Origin of the sequence: Clostridium sp., assembly GCF_036781005.1 — a bacterium.
Classification (GTDB): domain Bacteria; phylum Bacillota; class Clostridia; order Clostridiales; family Clostridiaceae; genus Clostridium_B.
This window is the reverse complement of the sequence record NZ_DAIQBT010000003.1, coordinates 1-19,415: the sequence shown is the minus strand read 5'-3', so window position 1 is coordinate 19,415 and position 19,415 is coordinate 1. Positions and strand designations below refer to the sequence as shown.

18 protein-coding genes, 9 tRNA genes and 1 other annotated feature (1 of these 28 running past the window's edge) are annotated in these 19,415 nt (G+C 31.4%); of the genes, 11 read left to right on the top strand and 16 right to left on the bottom strand.

Annotation, left to right across the window (positions count from 1 at the left end; genetic code table 11):
* Positions 1-9: a binding site (T-box leader), on the top strand; it begins 205 nt to the left of the window's first position.
* A gap of 51 nt (positions 10-60) precedes the next feature.
* Together V7Q02_RS01630 and V7Q02_RS01625 are read left to right on the top strand one after the other, a co-directional pair.
* A complete protein-coding gene (locus V7Q02_RS01630; protein ID WP_333859212.1) occupies positions 61-2,709 on the top strand; it encodes a valine--tRNA ligase in 2,649 nt (882 codons plus the stop codon).
* Between the two features lie 18 nt (positions 2,710-2,727).
* Positions 2,728-4,077, top strand: a complete 1,350-nt coding sequence (locus tag V7Q02_RS01625) for a bifunctional folylpolyglutamate synthase/dihydrofolate synthase (RefSeq protein ID WP_333859211.1) — start codon at positions 2,728-2,730, stop codon at positions 4,075-4,077.
* An 84-nt stretch (positions 4,078-4,161) separates the two neighbouring features.
* Here the strand turns inward: V7Q02_RS01625 and V7Q02_RS01620 are convergent, their stop codons facing one another.
* Positions 4,162-4,410 (bottom strand): TIGR03905 family TSCPD domain-containing protein, encoded by a 249-nt coding sequence (locus V7Q02_RS01620; RefSeq protein ID WP_333859210.1) that lies wholly within the window; start codon positions 4,408-4,410, stop codon positions 4,162-4,164.
* A 131-nt stretch (positions 4,411-4,541) separates the two neighbouring features.
* Between V7Q02_RS01620 and V7Q02_RS01615 the strand changes: the two genes are divergently transcribed.
* A complete protein-coding gene (locus V7Q02_RS01615) occupies positions 4,542-5,435 on the top strand; it encodes a YncE family protein (RefSeq protein ID WP_373844633.1) in 894 nt (297 codons plus the stop codon).
* Positions 5,436-5,440: 5 nt separating this feature from the next.
* Here V7Q02_RS01615 and V7Q02_RS01610 read toward each other — a convergent pair whose 3' ends face one another.
* Positions 5,441-5,965: a DUF4364 family protein gene (locus V7Q02_RS01610; protein WP_333859208.1), complete on the bottom strand. Its 525-nt coding sequence runs from the start codon at positions 5,963-5,965 to the stop codon at positions 5,441-5,443.
* 170 nt (positions 5,966-6,135) lie between these two features.
* Here V7Q02_RS01610 and pdaB point away from each other — a divergent pair, with 170 nt between their 5' ends.
* The 3 genes from pdaB (at position 6,136) to V7Q02_RS01595 (ending at position 8,413) form a co-directional block, all read left to right on the top strand.
* The gene (gene pdaB / locus V7Q02_RS01605) at positions 6,136-6,888 is read left to right on the top strand and encodes a polysaccharide deacetylase family sporulation protein PdaB (protein WP_373844632.1); all 753 of its coding nucleotides are present in this window, start codon (positions 6,136-6,138) and stop codon (positions 6,886-6,888) included.
* A gap of 204 nt (positions 6,889-7,092) precedes the next feature.
* Positions 7,093-7,581: a hypothetical protein gene (locus V7Q02_RS01600; RefSeq protein ID WP_333859207.1), complete on the top strand. Its 489-nt coding sequence runs from the start codon at positions 7,093-7,095 to the stop codon at positions 7,579-7,581.
* A gap of 88 nt (positions 7,582-7,669) precedes the next feature.
* Positions 7,670-8,413, top strand: coding sequence for a single-stranded DNA-binding protein (locus V7Q02_RS01595; RefSeq protein WP_333859329.1), 744 nt, complete (start codon positions 7,670-7,672; stop codon positions 8,411-8,413).
* A gap of 54 nt (positions 8,414-8,467) precedes the next feature.
* On the opposite strand, the gene dapD is transcribed toward V7Q02_RS01595, so the two are convergent.
* The 4 genes from dapD to V7Q02_RS01575 all read right to left on the bottom strand — a co-directional run bounded on the left by dapD (position 8,468) and on the right by V7Q02_RS01575 (position 11,439).
* Complete coding sequence (gene dapD, locus V7Q02_RS01590; protein WP_333859206.1) at positions 8,468-9,184, bottom strand: 2,3,4,5-tetrahydropyridine-2,6-dicarboxylate N-acetyltransferase; 717 nt, start codon at positions 9,182-9,184, stop codon at positions 8,468-8,470.
* 118 nt (positions 9,185-9,302) lie between these two features.
* Complete coding sequence (hslO, locus tag V7Q02_RS01585) at positions 9,303-10,202, bottom strand: Hsp33 family molecular chaperone HslO (protein ID WP_333859205.1); 900 nt, start codon at positions 10,200-10,202, stop codon at positions 9,303-9,305.
* An 85-nt stretch (positions 10,203-10,287) separates the two neighbouring features.
* Positions 10,288-11,031, bottom strand: a complete 744-nt coding sequence (locus V7Q02_RS01580; protein ID WP_333859204.1) for a class I SAM-dependent DNA methyltransferase — start codon at positions 11,029-11,031, stop codon at positions 10,288-10,290.
* Between the two features lie 138 nt (positions 11,032-11,169).
* Positions 11,170-11,439 carry a small, acid-soluble spore protein, alpha/beta type gene (locus V7Q02_RS01575; RefSeq protein ID WP_333859203.1) on the bottom strand — a complete coding sequence of 90 codons (270 nt, stop codon included), beginning with the start codon at positions 11,437-11,439 and terminating at the stop codon, positions 11,170-11,172.
* A 303-nt stretch (positions 11,440-11,742) separates the two neighbouring features.
* On the opposite strand from V7Q02_RS01575, the gene V7Q02_RS01570 reads away from it, so the two are divergent.
* The 3 genes from V7Q02_RS01570 to dapB all read left to right on the top strand — a co-directional run bounded on the left by V7Q02_RS01570 (position 11,743) and on the right by dapB (position 14,565).
* On the top strand, positions 11,743-12,729 hold the full coding sequence (locus V7Q02_RS01570; RefSeq protein WP_333859202.1) for an aspartate-semialdehyde dehydrogenase: 987 nt from the start codon (positions 11,743-11,745) through the stop codon (positions 12,727-12,729).
* Positions 12,730-12,784: 55 nt separating this feature from the next.
* Entirely contained in the window at positions 12,785-13,666 is an 882-nt protein-coding gene (gene dapA, locus V7Q02_RS01565; RefSeq protein WP_333859201.1) for a 4-hydroxy-tetrahydrodipicolinate synthase, read from the top strand.
* Between the two features lie 146 nt (positions 13,667-13,812).
* A complete protein-coding gene (dapB, locus tag V7Q02_RS01560) occupies positions 13,813-14,565 on the top strand; it encodes a 4-hydroxy-tetrahydrodipicolinate reductase (RefSeq protein WP_333859200.1) in 753 nt (250 codons plus the stop codon).
* A gap of 37 nt (positions 14,566-14,602) precedes the next feature.
* Here dapB and V7Q02_RS01555 read toward each other — a convergent pair whose 3' ends face one another.
* The gene (locus tag V7Q02_RS01555; RefSeq protein WP_333859199.1) at positions 14,603-15,769 is read right to left on the bottom strand and encodes a pyridoxal phosphate-dependent aminotransferase; all 1,167 of its coding nucleotides are present in this window, start codon (positions 15,767-15,769) and stop codon (positions 14,603-14,605) included.
* Between the two features lie 395 nt (positions 15,770-16,164).
* Here V7Q02_RS01555 and V7Q02_RS01550 point away from each other — a divergent pair, with 395 nt between their 5' ends.
* A complete protein-coding gene (locus V7Q02_RS01550) occupies positions 16,165-17,097 on the top strand; it encodes an MASE3 domain-containing protein (RefSeq protein ID WP_333859197.1) in 933 nt (310 codons plus the stop codon).
* Between the two features lie 11 nt (positions 17,098-17,108).
* Entirely contained in the window at positions 17,109-18,398 is a 1,290-nt protein-coding gene (locus V7Q02_RS01545) for a two-component system sensor histidine kinase NtrB (RefSeq protein WP_333859196.1), read from the top strand.
* A 77-nt stretch (positions 18,399-18,475) separates the two neighbouring features.
* Here the strand turns inward: V7Q02_RS01545 and V7Q02_RS01540 are convergent.
* From V7Q02_RS01540 to V7Q02_RS01500, 9 genes are all read right to left on the bottom strand, one after another.
* Positions 18,476-18,549, bottom strand: a tRNA-Cys gene (locus V7Q02_RS01540).
* A 7-nt stretch (positions 18,550-18,556) separates the two neighbouring features.
* A tRNA-Gly gene (locus V7Q02_RS01535) sits at positions 18,557-18,631 on the bottom strand.
* Positions 18,632-18,703: 72 nt separating this feature from the next.
* Positions 18,704-18,787, bottom strand: a tRNA-Leu gene (locus V7Q02_RS01530).
* 42 nt (positions 18,788-18,829) lie between these two features.
* A tRNA-Lys gene (locus tag V7Q02_RS01525) sits at positions 18,830-18,905 on the bottom strand.
* Positions 18,906-18,907: 2 nt separating this feature from the next.
* Positions 18,908-18,982: transfer RNA gene (locus tag V7Q02_RS01520), tRNA-Gln, on the bottom strand.
* Between the two features lie 6 nt (positions 18,983-18,988).
* Positions 18,989-19,064, bottom strand: a tRNA-His gene (locus V7Q02_RS01515).
* A gap of 9 nt (positions 19,065-19,073) precedes the next feature.
* Positions 19,074-19,149 (bottom strand) — tRNA-Lys (locus tag V7Q02_RS01510).
* A 7-nt stretch (positions 19,150-19,156) separates the two neighbouring features.
* Positions 19,157-19,233, bottom strand: a tRNA-Arg gene (locus V7Q02_RS01505).
* A 5-nt stretch (positions 19,234-19,238) separates the two neighbouring features.
* Positions 19,239-19,312: transfer RNA gene (locus V7Q02_RS01500), tRNA-Gly, on the bottom strand.
* Positions 19,313-19,415 lie beyond the last annotated feature (103 nt).

Below are 19,415 nucleotides of genomic sequence, written 5' to 3'. Positions count from 1 at the left end.
GTCCTTTATTGGATGGAGGTTTTTTATAATGAAATTGTATTTGTAAGAGGAGGAATTTAAATGTCAGAGAAAAAAGAAATGGCAACTACTTATAATCCAAAAGCATTTGAGGAAAGGCTTTATAATACCTGGCAGGAAAAAGGATATTTTACACCTGAGGCAGATCACACAAAAAAGTCCTATACTATAGTGATCCCGCCTCCAAATATCACAGGAAAGCTGCATTTAGGTCATGCGCTGGATGATACCATTCAGGATATAATAATAAGAACAAAAAGGATGCAGGGATACACTACATTGTGGATTCCGGGAGAGGATCATGCCAGTATAGCCACAGAGGTTAAAGTAGAAAAGGAACTTTTAAAAGATGGAATAGTGAAGAAAGAAATAGGAAGGGAAGCTTTTCTTGAGAGGACATGGCAGTGGACTGATGAATATAGGGCCAGAATAAGAGAACAGATAAAAAAATTAGGATGTTCTGTAGATTTTACACGAGAAAGATTTACCATGGACGAGGGACTGAATAAAGCAGTAAGAAAGTTTTTTGTAAAATTATATGGAGAAGATCTTATATATCAGGGAAATAGAATAATAAACTGGTGTCCTAAATGCCATACTGCCATATCAGATGCAGAAATTGAGTATAGTGAGCAGCAGGGTTATTTCTGGCATATAAAATATAAAGTAGTTGATAGTGATGAATATCTTGAAATAGCAACTACAAGACCAGAGACCCTGTTTGGAGATACAGCAATTGCGGTAAATCCTAAAGATGAAAGGTATAAGCACCTAGTAGGGAAAACTGCACTTCTTCCGATTTTAAATAGAGAGATACCAATAGTTTCTGATGATTATGTAGATATGGAATTTGGTACGGGAGCTGTAAAAATAACTCCGGCTCATGATCCCAATGACTATTATGTAGGTAAGAGACATAATCTTCCTGAGATCATAGTATTAAATGAAGATGGTACTGTAAAACTTCCAGGGACCAAATATGATGAACTTGATAGGTATGAAGCTAGAAAATTATTGGTAAAGGATCTGGAGGAACAGGGATTTTTGGTAAAAGTAAAGGAACATGTACATAATGTAGGCTGTCATGACAGATGTGAAACTACTATTGAACCTATGCTTTCAAAGCAGTGGTTTGTAAAGATGGAGTCTCTTGCAAAACCTGCTTTAGATGTAGTTAAAAATAAAAAGGTTAAATTTATACCTGAAAGGTTTGAAAAAACTTATTTTAACTGGATGGAAAATATCCAGGACTGGTGTATATCAAGACAGCTGTGGTGGGGACATAGAATTCCGGTATGGTACTGCAAGGATTGCGGAGAAGTTATAGTAAGTGATAAGGATCCTTCAAAATGCAGTAAATGTGGTTCAACCAATATAGAACAGGACAAAGATGTGCTGGATACCTGGTTTAGTTCTGCCCTGTGGCCTTTTTCCACCCTTGGGTGGCCTGAAAATACAGAGGATTTAAAATGCTTTTATCCTAATAATACCTTGGTTACAGGATATGACATAATATTTTTCTGGGTAGCACGTATGATATTTTCCGGGTTATATTGTATGGATGATATCCCCTTTGAAAATGTATTAATACATGGAATTGTAAGGGACTCAGAGGGGAGAAAAATGTCTAAGTCTCTTGGAAATGGGGTTGATCCTATAGAGGTAATAAATGAATATGGGGCAGATGCACTTAGATTTGCACTTATTACAGGAAATGCACCGGGAAATGATATAAGGTATTACCCGGAAAGAGTAGAATCTGCAAGGAATTTTGCCAATAAAATATGGAATGCTTCACGATTTGTACTTATGAATTTAGATAAAGGTATAATGGATAAATACAAAGGGTGCAGGGAGTATAGTGATGCAGACAAGTGGATACTTTCAAGGTTAAATACTCTGGTAAAAGAAGTTACTGACAATATAGAAAAATTTGAACTTGGAATAGCTTCGCAGAAAATATATGATTTTATCTGGGGAGAATTCTGTGACTGGTATATAGAACTTGTAAAACCGGTTATGTACGGTGAAGATGAAAAAGAAAAAGGTATTGCATATAATGTATTGAATGATGTACTTGTTGCTTCTCTTAAGTTGCTCCATCCTATAATGCCATTTATAACAGAGGAAATATATGATCATCTTTATACAGACTGTCAATCTATAACTATTTCATCCTGGCCAGAATACGATGATAAATTTAAAGATTTAAAAGTAGAAAAGGATATGGAATACATTATAGAAGCCATTAAAGCAATCAGAAATGTAAGGGCGGAGATGAATGTACCATTTTCAAAAAAGGCAAAATTATTGGTATATATAACTGAGAAAAATGCACTGGATACTTTTAAAAATGGAGAAGAATATTTTAAGAAATTGGCTTCTGCCAGTGAAATTGAATTTTTAGATGATAAAAATAAGGTTTCAGAAAATGTGGTATCTGCAGTTACTACAGGAGCTGAATTATTTATTCCTCTTTTAGAGCTTGTGGATAAGGATAAAGAAATTGAAAGGCTGAATAAGGAAAAAGAGAAATTAGAAAAGGAAATAAAAAGAGTGGATAGTAAACTTTCAAATGAAAAATTTATTTCAAAAGCACCAAAGTCTGTTGTGGATGGAGAGAGAAAAAAAGGGGATAAATATAGGGGAATGCTTAAGACTGTAATGGAAAGATTGGAAAGTCTAAAATGAAATATGGGATGAGGCATTATGAATTATAAAGATACACTGCAGTATATAAATAATACTGCTAAATTTGGAGTAAACTTAGGTCTTGAAAGAACAGAAAAAATACTGGAACTTTTGGGGAATCCCCACAAAAAAATAAAGGCGATACATGTGGCAGGAACTAATGGAAAAGGCTCTATTACTGTAATGATAAACAGCATATTAATAGAGGCTGGATTTAAAGTAGGTATGTATACTTCTCCTTATTTAGAGGAATTTGAGGAGAGAATTCAGGTAAATGGGAAAAATGTATCTCATGACGATTTAAGCAGAGTAGTTACTAAGGTGTCAGAGGCAGTGGATAAAGTTTTACAACTGGGCTATGATAATCCCACAGAGTTTGAAATAATTACCTGTGCCATGTTTTGTTATTTTTGGGATAAAAAAGTTGATATAGCGGTAATTGAAGTGGGACTGGGAGGAAGATTTGATTCTACCAATGTTATGCCCCCTTTTTCCAAGGAATGCCAAGGGGGAGTTATAGCAAGTGTAATTGCTTCTATAAGTTATGATCATATGAATATACTAGGGGATACTTTAGAGAAAATAGCCTATGAAAAGGCAGGGATAATTAAAAAAGGCATTCCTGTGATATTTTATCCACAGGAAGAATCTGTTGAGAAGGTTATAGAAAAGATATGTGAGGAAAAGGGCAGTGAACTTATAAAGGTTCCTATAGATTCTTCAAATTTTATAAGTGAAAATAAAATTGACAGCAGAAGTGGGGAATACGTTCAGCAGATAAGAATATCTACAAAGAAATCAAGTTATGACATCAAACTATCTCTTTTAGGCAGGCATCAACTTTTAAATTGTGCAGTAGCATTATTTACCATAGAACAATTGTCAAAATACAATATTTTAGTGGATAAATACTCTATATTAGAAGCATTAGATAATGTAAGCTGGAAGGGAAGACTTGAAGTTATGAATAGAAATCCATTGGTAGTAGTGGATGGAGCTCATAATATACAGGGGATTTCAGTGCTTAAGGAGAATGTATGCAATTATTTTCAATATAATAACATGATTTTGATACTAGGCATATTGGCAGATAAAGAAGTAGAAAAAATGGTAAGTACTATTGTACCTCTTGCAAAAAAAGTTATTGCAGTTACCCCGAAAGACAAAAGAGGAGAGAATGCCGGTAAACTTAAAGCTGTAATAGAAAAATATAATTCTAATTGTGAAGATTTTCAAGATTATGACAGTGCCTATAAAAAAGCACTTTCCTATTGTGATAAAGAAGATTTAATTTTGGTATGCGGTTCTCTTTACATGGTGGGGGATATGAGAAAAGTTATAAAAAAATATAGTGATATATTTGGATAATTTAAGCTAGGCATATAAATAAAGGATTTCATAAAAAAATGAGAATATATTTTAAAATATGTTCTCATTTTTTATTTTCATGTTTTAATTTTTTACAGCAAATTCCTTAAGTGCAGTTGCCAGTTGATCTGGACAGGAGGTAGCCTTTCCATTACAGGAAATACCTTCAAGTTTTTTTATGGCTTCATTTAAATCCATACCCTCAACTAATCGGGATATTCCTTGAAGGTTACCGTTACATCCACCTATGAAACTCACATTTTTAACTTTATTATGGGATATATCAAAATTTATTTGTTTTGAACATACTCCTTTTGTTATATAACTGTACATTTCATCACCTTATTCTACAAAATAAATTTATAAAATAATTATATATAATACAAATTACTTATACAAGAAAATAATTTAGTATAGTTATTACCCATTTTAATACATACTCATATTATATTTGTAGGGGGGTGATGGTATTGGGATATCTTTATGTGTGCAGCACTTCTTCTGATTTTGTATCCAAGGTTAATTTGGATAATTTTCATGAAGAAAAGAAAATACACTTAAAATCTGATGATATAATTTATAGGGTTGGACCTCAAGGAATATGTATGGATGATAATAAGATTATAACAGCAAATAGATATAATAATGCCATAACTATAATAGATAAGAAAAATGAAGTTCAAGAAGAAAGTTATTATATAGGAGAATGCTGCAATGATGCAGTAGTTTATGGTAGTAATGTCTATATAATATGTGGAGATTTAAATAGTGTACTCATATTTGATTTAAAGTTAAAAAGGGTAGTTGAACGCATACCCTGTGGAAGTCTTCCCTACAGTATATCTTTAAATAAAGAAAGAAAGTTACTATTAGTGGCCAATATGAAAGATGACAGTATAACTTTGATAGATTGTGAAAATAGAGAATATATAAAAAATGTAAGGGTGGGTTGCTACCCTACTAAGGCTGTGTTTACGGTGGATGGAAAGCATGTTTTGATATGTGAAAGCAATATAGGATCAGAATTTAAAGGAAGTATAGCCATACTGTCTTTAAAAAACTATAAAATCATAAATAGAGTTATTGTAGGAAATTCCCCTATAGATATATATTGTAATAGCAGATATGGTTTCGTATCTAATTTTGGTGATGGAACTATAAGTATTTTAGATATAAATAACTATAAGGAGAAAAAGAGAATAATTGTAGGAGGTATGCCAAGAAATATAATAAAGTATAAGGATAACTTATATGTAGGGGATAACTATAATAATTTACTTATAAAATTGAATATAGAAAGTGAAAGTAAAGAATATATACCTATAGGAGGAGAGCCTACAGGTATGATTGTAAATTAAAATTTTTAATTTTCCATAAGAGATTCCACAATTTTCTGATAAAGTTCTGAAAAATTTTTTTCCCATTTTTCACATAGCTGTGTTGCCTTTTTATCAGAATCTACATTTAATTTTATTTCCATTAATATAGAATCATTTTCGGATATTTTTAAATCTACAATAAAATTATTTTTGTCTTTTAAAATATCAGTATTTATTGAAAGGTGTTCTTTTATGTCTTTCCTTTGTTTATTTAAGTAGTGATCTATGATGTCCAGTTTATCTTTTGCAATTCTGTTTTTAAATAAACATAATACTTTCAAACCCTTTTCGGTAATTACTAGATTGTGATTACTAGTTTTATCTATCTGGGTAATAAAATTAGAAGACAAAAGTTCGTTTAAATATTGTTTCATAGTGAAATAATTTATAAAATCATTCTCTAATATAATTTCAGTTATGGCATTATCTGAAATAGGGGACTTGATTTTTTTAAATATATAAAGTAATAATAATTTATTTTCTGCTAATTCCAAAGTATCTTCAAACATTATAAAATCCTCTCCATATAAATTCGAAATACTATAATTATATATATTATAACATAAAGTATTTCAACATAATTAATATGTTGCATAATAAATTTTTATATTCCTGTAATATTTATTAATATAGAATACTATATAAAATTATGAAAATAAATATATATGGGAGGATAAAATTGAAAATAAGATTGATAAAAAAGATATCTATGATAACTTTCTTGCTACTTGCAGCGGCATTAATATCTGTATTTACAAATTACAGATACAAGGAAACATTTATAAATACAGACAGAAGGCTTCCTATCTATTGTGTTGATACAAAAGAAAAAAAGGTTGCTATGACTTTTGATGTGAGTTTAGGAGATGAATATATTGAAGAAATACTAAATGTACTTGATAAGTATAACATTAAGGCTACATTTTTCATAGTAGGTGATTGGATAGACAGAAATCCTGATAAATTAAAACAGATACATGAAAAAGGACATGAAATAGGGAATCATTCTAACAGGCATCCCAATATGACTAAAATATCAGAAGAAAAAATTGTAGAGGATATAAATATAAATGAAGCAAAGATAAGAAATATTACTACTTCTGGAACAAAGTTGTTCAGATGTCCCGAAGGAGCATATAATGACAAGGTAATAAATACTGTAGAAAAATCGGGATATTATTGTATTCAATGGGATGTGGACAGTATTGATTGGAAAGAGCAGGGGGCGGATATTGAATATAACAGAGTAATAAAAAATATAAAGCCCGGTTCTATAATGTTATTTCACAATACAGCTAAGTATACCCCGGAAAATTTGCCTAAGATAATAAAAAAATTAAGTGAAGAAGGATATAAATTTGTGAAGGTGGGAGAGTTAATCTATAAAGAGAACTATAGATTAGATAATGAAGGGAGACAAATAAGTAAATAACTGATTTATATTATAACTGTTATTGAAAAATAGAATAAATATGTATTATAATGGCAATGAGGAAAATTAATGAATATAGAGTACTAAGTGAAGCAGGTTTCTAATGTTTATAGGGCATGTATTTTCCCATACTTGAGTATAAAAAAGTATATCCTGTTTAAAATAATTTTAAACCAGTATATATTTTGACAGGAGGCAATAAATATGAAATCTGTAAAAATTATAGGAAGTAGCTGCAAATTCACAACTTATTTAATGAACCTATTTGATAAAATTAACATAAGCTATAATATCTTTATAAATGATGAAGATGCCAAAAAGGCAGACTATATAGTTTTAAATTCTATAAATGAAGAGTTCAAGATTTTAAACAGCGAATATTGTTTTGTAAATATGGATCTGATAAATGGACAAAAAAGTAATTTGGATATATTTGGATATATTGTAACTTATGGATTGGGAAGTAAAAATACAGTTACTATATCCAGTTTGAATTATAGTAGTGGTTTTGTATATTGTCTTCAAAGGGATATTATGTGTAGAGGAAAGGTTGTAGAGGCACAGGAAATTCCAATAAATATTGTTTTAAAGGATATAGAAGAACTTTATGCTTCTATGATAGCCATAACCATGGCACTTATGGAAGGCTCTTGTGACAATGCCTTATTAAAAAATAGAATACTAAATGTTTAAATTTAAACATTTGAAGTATATTTTTGTTTTTTTATGAATACTTATATGGTAATGATATATTTAAAACTAAGGGAGAGAGGGGTTTATGATGGACAATTTAATGTTAAATAATAAGATTTATCTTGAAGGTAAGGTGATTTCGGAACTGCAGTTCAGTCATGAAATGTATGGGGAAGGTTTTTATACTTTTAATATTGAGGTTCCAAGATTAAGTGAAAGCAGGGATATATTATTTATCACTATTTCAGAGAGACTTATGGGAGGAATGGATATAAAAATAGGTACAGAAATTATAGTGGAAGGACAATTGAGATCCTACAATAAATTTGTAGATGGAGGAAATAGATTGATACTAACTGTATTTGCCAGAAATGTAGAGTTGTGTGTTGAAAAAAGTAAAAACCCAAATCAAATTTTTCTTGATGGATTCATATGTAAAGAACCGGTTTATAGGACAACTCCCTTTGGCAGGGAAATTTCAGATATGTTATTAGCCGTAAATAGAGCCTATAATAAGTCTGATTACATACCTACTATTGCCTGGGGAAGAAATTCCAGATTCTGTAAGTCCTTAAAAGTTAGTGACAATATAAGAATATGGGGAAGATTGCAAAGCAGGGAGTATCAGAAAAAGATATCCGATACAGAAACTATAAAAAAAATAGCCTATGAAGTTTCTATATCTAAAATGGAAAAGGTAAATAAGGATAAAGATCATGAAACATTAGAAGAAAAAGCAAGTTTTTCTCATGAAGATGAGGAAAGTTATGAAAAGAGTGGGGAAGGGAAAGAATGTTTAAATGAAGATATAGAAGATAAACGTATATGTTAAAATTTGCTTAAGTAGTATTTTAAGGGGATGAAGATTTCATCCCCTTAAAATATTTTATTTTCTCAGGTCTGCTAAAATTTTAGTTTTATCTTTTGTCATATCATCTACAGATTTTAATATTCTTGCAGGAGTACCTCCAGCCACAACTCCTTCTGGTACATCTTCTATTACTATTGAGCCTGCTGCAATTACGGAACCTTTTCCAATTTTTACTCCCTCTAGAATAACCGAATTGGCACCTATAAGTACATTATCGCCTATTTCGCAAGGGGACTTGCTAGGAGGTTCAAGAACTCCTGCTACCACGGCACCTGCACCTAGATGAACATTTTTCCCTAACTTTCCTCTGGCACCTACTACTGCATTCATATCTATCATGGTACCTTCGCCTATTTCTGCACCTATGTTTATTACTGCTCCCATCATAATGACCGCATTTTTGTCTATTTTTACTTTATCACGTATTATAGCACCCGGTTCTATTCTGGCATCTATGTTTATTAAATCTATGAGAGGAATAGCTGAATTTCGTCTATCCTGTTCTATTCTGAATTGTTCAATTTTATTTTTGTTTTCATCTAAAAATTTGCATATATCCGTATTTTCTCCAAAAAGAACATAAAAATTATTACTGCCGTAACATTCTATATTTTCAAGGTTACAGCTTGATATATTACCTTGGAGGTAAACTTTAAGGGGAGTGGACTTCTTTGCTTCTTTTATGTATTTAGCTATCTGGTAAGGATCTGTAAGATCATATTTTGTTTCCATAAGTTAATCATCCTTTCATTTTTTAATCTATTGAGTTTTTCCGGGGATTAGTGTATTTCTACTTTTTTAAGCAAATTATAACATATAAATATTTTTTAATCTATAAAAATATAATGGATTAGGTTTCTTTCAAAATTTTAAGAAGATTTCCTATTTCATAAGGGGTAAATTTATAGGATTTATTACAAAATCTGCATTTTAATTCTTCAGATTTATTATCTTTATAAATTTCTTCTAGGTCTTTTATACCTATACTTATAAGCGCTTTTTCCACTCTTTCTCTGGAACAATCACATTTATAAATAGGGTTCAATGTATCCAGTATTTTTAAATCAATATCTTCAAACAGGGTGTTTAATATCTCAACTATAGTTAATCCATCCCCTATCATGTGGGATATGGAAGGCAGTTCCTGTAGCCTGTAGGTCACTAAATCTGATAATAGGTTGTCAACACCTGGAAGCATTTGAATTATAAAACCTCCAGAACCCTTGATGGTTAAGTCTGTATCTACTAAGACTCCAAGAGCCACTGCAGAAGGAGTTTGTTCTGAAACTGTAAAGTAATAGGCTAGGTCATCTCCTATTTCTCCAGTTTGTATAGGAATTTGACTGGAATAAGGCTCTTTCAGTCCCATATCTCGTATTATGGTTAGATTGCCTTCTGTACCTATGATTCCCCCTACATCTAACTTACCCTTGTCATTTGGAGGTAAATCTGCAGAAGGATTTCCAATATATCCTTTTACATGGCCGTCAGCATAGGAAGTTACAAGTATACCTCCAGCTATACCATTTCCTGATATTTTTACAGTCAAACTATCTTGGGAAGATTTTAGCATTGCTCCCATAATACTGCCTGCAGTAAGCATTCTTCCAAAAGCAGCAGCTGCAGTAGGAGCACATTTGTGAATTCTAACAGCTTCATTTACTAAATTTGTGGTTGAAGCTGCTATTATCCTAATATTGTCATCCTTAGCTGTAGCTCGTATCAGCTTATCTTGTGTTTTATATTTCATTAATTTATGGCAAATATGCCTCCTCTTTCTATAGATGAAGAATAAATTGCCATTTTTCACCTCCTTAGTAATTAAAAAAGTATGGCTATATATGTTTTTTTACCACATAGACTATTCTTAAAGAAGTAGAACTAATGGGTTTATCCTGGTAATTGTCTAATTTGGCTGCAATGTGTAAATTACAATCTGTAAGAATTTTTTCTATATAATTGCAGGTATAGGCCCTTTCCCTATGGTGCTCATCAAATCGCCTGTATAATTCTCCATCCTTTATAAAAAAAGTAAGATACATGTCCACAATTTCATTTTCTAGAAAGTTATTCCATATATAAGTTATATCTTCACTATCATAAGTGTAAGTGTTGTTTCCCAATATGTTAGTAATTTTATAATGGGAATTTATATCAAATATGAATATTCCATTGGAGTCCAAATGATTGAATATATTTTTAAAGTAATTTTTAAGCTTTAATTCATCTAGTATGTAATTTGTGGAATCAAGACAGCAGGTTATAAGATTAAATTTTTTATTTAGTCTAAGCTCGCTTATGTCCTGATGTATTAAATTTACCTTCAATCCTTTGCTTCTTAATTTTTTCTCTGCTTCTGTAAGCATTTCCTGTGATAGATCCACACCCCATGCAATTTGGAAATATAATGCTAATTTTTCCGTCAAGTTACCTGTTCCACAGGCTAAATCAAGGTAACTTTTTTGGGATATATTTAATTCCCTGCATAAGCTTATAATTTTTTTACACCATAAGTCATAATTTATATCGGTATTTATTAAATCATCATATATATGGGCAAATTTTTCATAACATTTCATTTATGTTTTATGGAAAACCTGTGAGATAGGTTTTACTCCTTTCTTTTAAGGTGTTTTTTACATAAAAATTTTAACGGATTAGTTTTTTCATATGAATATTATTATAGTATATATTTTAATATAAGGTAATATTTTTTACTATAAATCTTTGAATTTATCTTTATTGTTTAACAGAATTTCATTTTTTGGTATATTGAGTTCTTTTTTCTTTTTTGTCATTATACCGCCAATTCTTCCGGTTTCTTCAGCAGTTAAGCCACTCCAGCCATAGGTGTCAATTTTTTCTTTTAAACCTAATTCTTCTGCTATTTCATATTTTAATTGCTCTCTTAACTGTTCTATTTTACTAAGCTCTTTGTTTGATTTTAGTTTAGCCTTTATAATTTTTTTAAGCGGTGTTTTTGCCATTTTTATATCCTCCCCCACTTTTACTATAAATTATTTTTACCTCAAAAGTGATATTTATACATAATAAGTGAAGAGGCCTATGAAAGATTTTAGATTATTTTCTTTCAATGGATAAACACATATGAATATTATATGACATATATTGCAGAAACTATATTGAATATGTGTTATTTTTTATTCTAAATAATATTTATTTTTATTAACATATTTCAAGAGTTTAGTGTAAAATGTTATATAGATATAAATGTTTTAAATTTGTTTTAATTATAATAACATCATATAAAGTTTTTAGGAGGAATTAACATGAGTTGCAATTTAGCAGTAGTAGGATGTACTGGAATGGTAGGGAGAAAATTTCTTGAGGTGCTGGAAGAGCGAAATTTCCCCGTAAAAAATTTATATTTATATGCATCAGCTAAATCTGACGGAAAAGTATTAAAGTTTAGTGGCAAAGATTATGTGGTAGAAGAATTAAAAGAGGATAATATTAAAAATAAGAAAATAGATATTGCTCTTTTTTCAGCAGGTGGAAGTACAAGTCTTGAATTTGCCCCTGTATTTTCAAAATATGGAGCAGTAGTGGTAGATAACAGTAGTGCATGGAGAATGGATAAGGATATACCATTGGTTGTTCCAGAGGTAAATCCAGAAGATATAAAATGGAATAATGGAATAATTGCAAATCCCAACTGTTCTACAATACAGGCTTTGGTGCCAATTAAACCCCTTCATGATAAATATGGTATAAAGAGAATTATATATTCTACATATCAGGCTGTATCTGGTGCCGGAGTGGGAGGATATAACGATTTAATGGAAGGATACAAAGGGAATCCCCCTAAAAAATTTCCTTTCCCTATAGCAGGTAATGTAATTCCGCACATAGATACCTTTTTAGAAAATGGGTATACAAAAGAAGAGATGAAAATGATAAATGAAACCAAAAAGATATTGCACGATGATACCTTAAAAATCACTGCCACTACGGTCAGGGTACCGGTAGTGTACGGACACAGTGAGAGTATAAATATAGAACTTAAAAAAGACTTTGAACTAGAGGATATATTTAATTTATATAAGGAGTGTAAAGGAATCGTGCTGAAAGATAATGTACAAAATGGAGAGTATCCAATGCCTATAGATGCAGCAGGGAAAAATGAAGTATATGTAGGGAGAATAAGAAGAGATTTTAGCGTGGATTCTGGATTAAATTTATGGGTTGTAGCGGATAATATAAGGAAAGGTGCTGCTACTAATGCGATTCAAATAGCAGAGTGTTTAATTAAATAATACAAGGAATAAATATTTTTACAAATATTTTAAAAATAAAAAATGAGGTGTTTTTATGAGTTTATTTAAAGGTTCAGGGGTTGCCATAGTTACTCCATTTAATGATAAGGGTGTTGACCTAAAAAAACTTGAAGAACTGTTAGAGTGGCATATTGAATCAGGTACAGATGCTATAATAATTTGTGGAACTACTGGAGAAGCTTCTACAATGACAGAACAGGAGAGAAAAGATGCTATAAAGCTCACTGTAGACGTAGTGAAAAAGAGAATCCCTGTTATTGCTGGAACAGGTAATAATTGCACCCAGTCTTCTGTGGATATGAGTAAATGGGCAGAAAGTGTGGGGGTAGATGGTCTTTTGGTAATCACTCCATATTATAATAAAACTACTCAAAAAGGGCTGGTAGAACATTTCAAGGCAGTGGCTTCTGAAGTTAAAATTCCTATAGTGGTATACAATGTTCCAGGAAGGACTGGTATGAATATACAGCCTAAGACTCTTAAAGAATTATGTGAAATAGAAAATATTGTTGCTATCAAAGAAGCCAGTGGAGACATAAGTCAGATTGCTCAAATGAAAGCCTTATGCAGAGATAAAATTGATATATATTCAGGTAATGACGATCAGGTAATTCCTATACTTTCAGTAGGAGGAATAGGTGTTATATCAGTGCTTGCAAACATTATTCCAAAGGATATGCACAATATGTGTAAACTTTTTTCAGAGGGTAAGATAGAAGAAGCACTAAAGATACAATTGGATTCTTTTGCATTGACTAAAGCTATGTTTATAGAGACAAATCCTATACCTATAAAAACTGCCATGAACATTTTGGGGATGAATGCAGGAAAACTGAGACTTCCACTTTGTGATATGTCTCAGGCGAATTTAGAAATTTTGAAAACTGAACTTAAAAATTATGGTCTTTTAAAATAAAGTAAAATTTAATTTATTTAGACTATTATAAAAATAGAAGATTAATTTTTGAATTCTAATATTGAAGATTCATTTCTTTCATATTAAAGGCATAAAATCACTAAAATTTAAAATATATTGATATAATTTTTAAGGAGAGTTTATAAATGATTAGAGTCATATTAAGTGGATGTAATGGAAAAATGGGAAGGGTAGTAACCAATTTAGCAGAAGGTCATTCTAATTTAGCTATAGTGGCTGGAGTAGATAAAAATTGTATGGAATCTAAATTTCCTGTATTTTCCGACATAACTAAGTGTAATATAGAGGGAGATATAATACTGGATTTTTCAAGGCCTGAAGCTTTAGATTTTATTTTAAAATATGCAAAAGAAAGGAATATAGGAGTTATATTGTGTACTACAGGATATAGTGAAGAGCAGATTGAAAAAATTAATGAAGCTTCAAAGTACATTCCTATGTTCAGATCAGCTAATATGTCCATAGGTATAAATATGGTAAATAAAATATTGAAAAGCATGAGTGCAGCTCTATATAAAAATTTTGATATAGAGATAATAGAAAAACACCATAATCAAAAAGTGGATTCTCCAAGTGGAACAGCACTGCTTCTTGGAAATACCATAAAAGATTCTATTGAAGAAAAGTTAAATTTTGTAAATGGAAGAGAAGGCATTAAAAAGAGAACTCATAATGAAATAGGTATACATGCCATAAGAGGGGGAAGCATAGTAGGAGAACATGATGTTATATTTGCAGGACAGGGAGAAACCATAGAAATCAAGCATACTGCTATTTCAAGGGAAGTTTTTGCAGTAGGAGCCTTAAAGGCTTGTGAGTTTATGTCAAACAGAGAAAAAGGTCTTTATTCAATGGATGATGTAATAGAGGGAAAATGATAGGAGATAGTAAAGAGAGTTAAGGGAAAGTTATCCCTTAACTCTTTATCTTTAAAGAATTTACCCATTTATCTAATTTTTCCATACATAGTTTAAGTTTATCCATACTATATGCATAAGATATTCTAGCATATCCTTCTCCGCCGGCACCAAAAGCAGAGCCTGGAACAATGGCCACACCAGTTTCTTTTAAAAGTTTTTCACAAAATTCTTCACTGTTTGCAGAAAAATTTTTTATAGAAGGGAATATGTAAAAAGCTCCTTTAGGCAAGTTTGTATCAAAACCTATGGATTTTAGTTTGTGATAAATATAATCTCTTCTTTTTATGAATTCATTTTTCATGTAAATTACATCTTCCATGCAGGTTACAAGTCCTTCATAGGCACCCCATTGAGCCACAGAAGGAGCACAGGAGACGTTATACTGATGTACTTTCATTATCTCATTCATAATGAATGGATGAGCGCATACATATCCTACTCTAAGTCCTGTCATGGAAAACATCTTAGAAAAACCACCTACTAATACAATCTTATCTCTTATGTTTTCATGTTGGGCAATAGAATAGTAATTTTCCTCAAAACACAGACAGGAATACATTTCATCACTTATAATAAGTATATTTTGTTTGTGCAATAGATTAAAAAGTTTTTTATTATCCTCCTCAGATAGTACGGCACCTGTGGGATTGGAAGGATATGATAAAACTATTATTTTAGGTTTTTCATCTTCCAGTATTTTTTTCAGTTCATCAAAATTTATGGAAAAATCTTCCTTGAGATTATAGTTTATTACCATACCTCCTAAAATTTTCACACAACTTTCATAAGCAGGATAGGCAGGGGTGGGTATTAATACTTTATCTCCAGGATTTATAAGAGAGGTGAAAGTATCCATAAGGGCTTCGCTGCCTCCTACAGTAATGCAAATTTCTTCTGGAGAGTAAGATATGCCTGAATTTCCAAGATAATTGGATATTTCTGTTCTAAGTTCCAATATACCTGCATTTTGTGTATAGGTGGTTTTATTTTCTTCAATAGCTTTTATCATTGCGGCTTTAATTTTTTCAGGTACATTAAAATCAGGTTGACCCAGAGTTAGAGATATGGCGCCCGGGTAAAGGGCAACTTTGTTATAAAATTTTCTAATGCCTGATATTTCTATACCTTTAACATTTTGTGATATGAAATTTTTAAAAAACATACTCAATTCTTCACGTCCAATCCATATAATTAAATTACTTTACTATATATTATTAATTTATATTATATATTTTAATTTCTATAAAATAAACTACTAATTGTTAATTATTCGCATTAATAATAAGCAAGTTCCTAAAAATTATTTTAGGAACTTGCTTATTTAAGGAAATCTTATCCAGATTTGAACTGGAGATAAAGGTCATGCTAAAAAGGTTGGTAATATTTACTTTCAGTAATTTTGTATCATAGTATTATATTAAAATTATAACATAATTAAAAATAGGAGTAAATAAGTAACATATTCCAATAATTATTCTAAATCATATATATTTCCACAATGTTCATATGGTGGTATAATCATGTAAGACAATATCATAAAATGGGGGATAAATAACTATGATTAAAATAATTTTGCAAAAACTAAAAGAGAAGTTGTTTCTAATCATTTTACTCAAGTCAATTATTATTTTGATTTTTTCTAATGTAGTTACACATCTTGTATTTCCCATGTGGAAACAATATAATGGAATTTTTCATTCATCTATGGAACTAGTATGCATAGTTATAGCGGCTACTTCTTTTCTGGTAGTATGGTGCAGATATTATAGTAATCCTGTAAAAAACCAGATTATAGCATTGGGTTTTCTGTCAATAGCAATTTTTGATGTCTTACATGTTTTTTATTTTCCTGCTTTAGGCTTCTTTCCAAGGAATTATCTTGATCTGTCAGTTAGATTTTGGATTGTCAGTAGAATTACTGAAGCAATGTTACTTTTAATTATTACTACTAATTTGTCTAAAATCAAAATAAATAAATGGATAGGTGTATCTTGTTCTCTTGCTTATTCCCTTGGAATATCGTACTTAATACTTTTTTATAAGGATCTTTTCCCAATACTATATACTAAAGAAGGAGTAACTGGTATTAAAATATTACTTGAGTACAGCATAGTATTTATATTAGCTATTTCCTTATGGAATCTAAGGGGGAAAATAAACTGCAAGGATACATTTACATACAAATATATTGCTATGACAATACTGTTATTTATACCTGCAGAAATTTGTTTTACTACATATAAAACATTCACAGCTTTTGTAATGACCTATGGACATGTTTTAAAGGTAATATATTATATATGTTTATTCAGAGGTATAGTGGAAACAGAGATAGATTACCCTTACTTAAAGTTAGATAAGGTTAATAAAGAATTAAAAGATGCACTAAATGTTATTCCATTAGCCATCCATACCTATGATAGAGAGCTAAAACTGACTTTTGCAAATAAAAATTTGAAGAATTGCTTCAATGTAAATCAGATAGTATAGTGGGATTGACTATGGATAGGATTTTAAAGAAAATTAAAAAATTTGATAAGGAAGAAGAAAGTAAACTTCCAGATAGTTTAATAGAAAAAGACATAAGTATAAATAATATTTTGGGAACATATAAGACGTCAAAAGGTGAGTTAATTAAACTTATTGTTAATATTCATAAATTAGAAAATGGTATCATGTTTATATCTAAGGAAGCTGCTGGTGAACAAGCTATTGAAAATTTAAATCTGCAGACAGAGACTATTTTAAATTCCATGTTATATCCGGCAATGATATTAAATAATAAGGGTATTATAACTGCTTGTAATGTATCTTTTCAAAATCTCATAGGTTTAAAGAAGGAAGATATAGTAGGGGTATCTATTAGTAAAATAAATGAAATGGTTAATTTTGACAATGAAAAAATAGTAAGTAGTTTTTTTGAAGGTACTCTGGGTGATGAGCACTATGAAGCATCATTGGTATCAGTGAAAGGCGTTAAAAAAGAAATAACTGCACAGGTATCATCTATATATAATGTTGAAAATAAGAAAATTGGAATAATATCTGTAATGCAGGATGTTACTGAACTGAAAAATAATCAGGAAAAGTTAATAAACCAAGAAAAATTGGCATTGCTTGGACAAATGGGAGCTAGTATAGTTCATGATACAAGAAACTTTTTAACGACTATAAATGGTTCCTGTCAATTAATTGAGTTTTACTCAAAGGATGTAAAAATAAAGGAATGTGCTAAAAGAATTAAGATGGATACAGATGAGGTGAACAGGATTATAACTGATTTTTTAACTCTAGCAAAGCCAGCTAATATTGCAGTGGAAGAAGTGTCAGCCTATGATTTATTGGGCTCGGTGAAAAATTTACTTCAGACATCTTCGCTAATAAAAGGAATAGATGTTGAGTTTGATTTTAACCATGATGAACGATATTTAATGTGTGATCAAGTGAGAATAAGACAGGTAATTTTAAATATATGCAAGAATGCAATTGAAGCAATGGATAATGTAGAGCATCCTGTCTTAAAGATTAAAACAGGTATAGATGAATTGACTAATGAAATATATATGGAAATAACTGATAATGGCATTGGTATATCGGAAAAAACTATAAAAAAAATTGGAACTCCATTTTTTACTACAAAGAAAAATGGAATAGGGTTGGGATTGAGTTCCTGTTTTCAAATAATCAAAGAGCATAAAGGAAGAATTGAGATAAAAAGTAAATTAAATGTTGGCACAACTTTTAATATAATCTTACCTTGTATATCTGAGGAGGAAGAAGAATTAGTATAAAGAAGAGAAAATAGCTTATGTGCTTAACTTAAGAAAAGTTAAGCACATAAGCTATTTTCAAGCCATTATTATATAATTGGAGGCGCCACCCAGATTTGAACTGGGGATAAAGGTTTTGCAGACCTCTGCCTTACCACTTGGCTATAGCGCCACATTGTTGGAGCGGAAGACGGGATTCGAACCCGCGACGTTCACCTTGGCAAGGTGACGCTCTACCACTGAGCCACTCCCGCAATGTATATAAATGTATACTTTCCACACTACTTTAATTACTTATAATCAACAAATATTATCATCAATAAAATTGGTGCAGGTGAAGGGAGTCGAACCCCCACGCCAAAGGCGCTAGATCCTAAGTCTAGTGCGTCTGCCAATTCCGCCACACCTGCATATAAAACAAATATAAGGTTAAGTACTTTTAAGATACCAACTGGTGGCTTACCGGGGAATCGAACCCCGGACACCATGATTAAAAGTCATGTGCTCTACCAACTGAGCTAGTAAACCATTGGCTGGGATGGCAGGATTTGAACCTACGAATGGTGGAGTCAAAGTCCACTGCCTTACCACTTGGCTACATCCCATTAAGTTGGGGTGAGCGATGGGACTCGAACCCACGACAACCAGAACCACAATCTGGCGCTCTACCAACTGAACTACGCTCACCATATATTTTGGTACGCCATCGGGGACTCGAACCCCGGGCAACCTGATTAAGAGTCAGATGCTCTACCAACTGAGCTAATGGCGCATATCTATGGTGCGTCTTAAGGGATTCGAACCCCTGGCACACGGCTTAGAAGGCCGTTGCTCTATCCAACTGAGCTAAAGACGCACGCCTGGAGCGGGTGAAGGGAATCGAACCCTCATAACTAGCTTGGAAGGCTAGCACTCTACCATTGAGTTACACCCGCATAAACTGCTTCATAAGTAAACCAAAACTAAGTAGCCTACTTAGAATCAAATGGTCGGGGTGACAGGGATTGAACCTGCGACCTCATGGTCCCAAACCACGCG

Bases quoted from the DNA above. Each gene is read 5' to 3' on its own strand.
- dapA (WP_333859201.1), top strand. From the start codon at position 12,785: ATGAGTTTATTTAAAGGTTCAGGGGTTGCCATAGTTACTCCATTTAAT.
- V7Q02_RS01545 (WP_333859196.1), top strand. From the start codon at position 17,109: ATGGATAGGATTTTAAAGAAAATTAAAAAATTTGATAAGGAAGAAGAA.
- V7Q02_RS01575 (WP_333859203.1), bottom strand. From the start codon at position 11,439: ATGGCAAAAACACCGCTTAAAAAAATTATAAAGGCTAAACTAAAATCA.
- V7Q02_RS01555 (WP_333859199.1), bottom strand. From the start codon at position 15,769: ATGTTTTTTAAAAATTTCATATCACAAAATGTTAAAGGTATAGAAATA.
- hslO (WP_333859205.1), bottom strand. From the start codon at position 10,202: ATGAAATATAAAACACAAGATAAGCTGATACGAGCTACAGCTAAGGAT.
- V7Q02_RS01550 (WP_333859197.1), top strand. From the start codon at position 16,165: ATGATTAAAATAATTTTGCAAAAACTAAAAGAGAAGTTGTTTCTAATC.
- V7Q02_RS01595 (WP_333859329.1), top strand. From the start codon at position 7,670: ATGGACAATTTAATGTTAAATAATAAGATTTATCTTGAAGGTAAGGTG.
- V7Q02_RS01580 (WP_333859204.1), bottom strand. From the start codon at position 11,031: ATGAAATGTTATGAAAAATTTGCCCATATATATGATGATTTAATAAAT.
- V7Q02_RS01615 (WP_373844633.1), top strand. From the start codon at position 4,542: ATGGTATTGGGATATCTTTATGTGTGCAGCACTTCTTCTGATTTTGTA.
- V7Q02_RS01600 (WP_333859207.1), top strand. From the start codon at position 7,093: ATGAAATCTGTAAAAATTATAGGAAGTAGCTGCAAATTCACAACTTAT.
- V7Q02_RS01625 (WP_333859211.1), top strand. From the start codon at position 2,728: ATGAATTATAAAGATACACTGCAGTATATAAATAATACTGCTAAATTT.
- V7Q02_RS01570 (WP_333859202.1), top strand. From the start codon at position 11,743: ATGAGTTGCAATTTAGCAGTAGTAGGATGTACTGGAATGGTAGGGAGA.
- dapD (WP_333859206.1), bottom strand. From the start codon at position 9,184: ATGGAAACAAAATATGATCTTACAGATCCTTACCAGATAGCTAAATAC.
- V7Q02_RS01620 (WP_333859210.1), bottom strand. From the start codon at position 4,410: ATGTACAGTTATATAACAAAAGGAGTATGTTCAAAACAAATAAATTTT.
- V7Q02_RS01630 (WP_333859212.1), top strand. From the start codon at position 61: ATGTCAGAGAAAAAAGAAATGGCAACTACTTATAATCCAAAAGCATTT.
- dapB (WP_333859200.1), top strand. From the start codon at position 13,813: ATGATTAGAGTCATATTAAGTGGATGTAATGGAAAAATGGGAAGGGTA.
- V7Q02_RS01610 (WP_333859208.1), bottom strand. From the start codon at position 5,965: ATGTTTGAAGATACTTTGGAATTAGCAGAAAATAAATTATTATTACTT.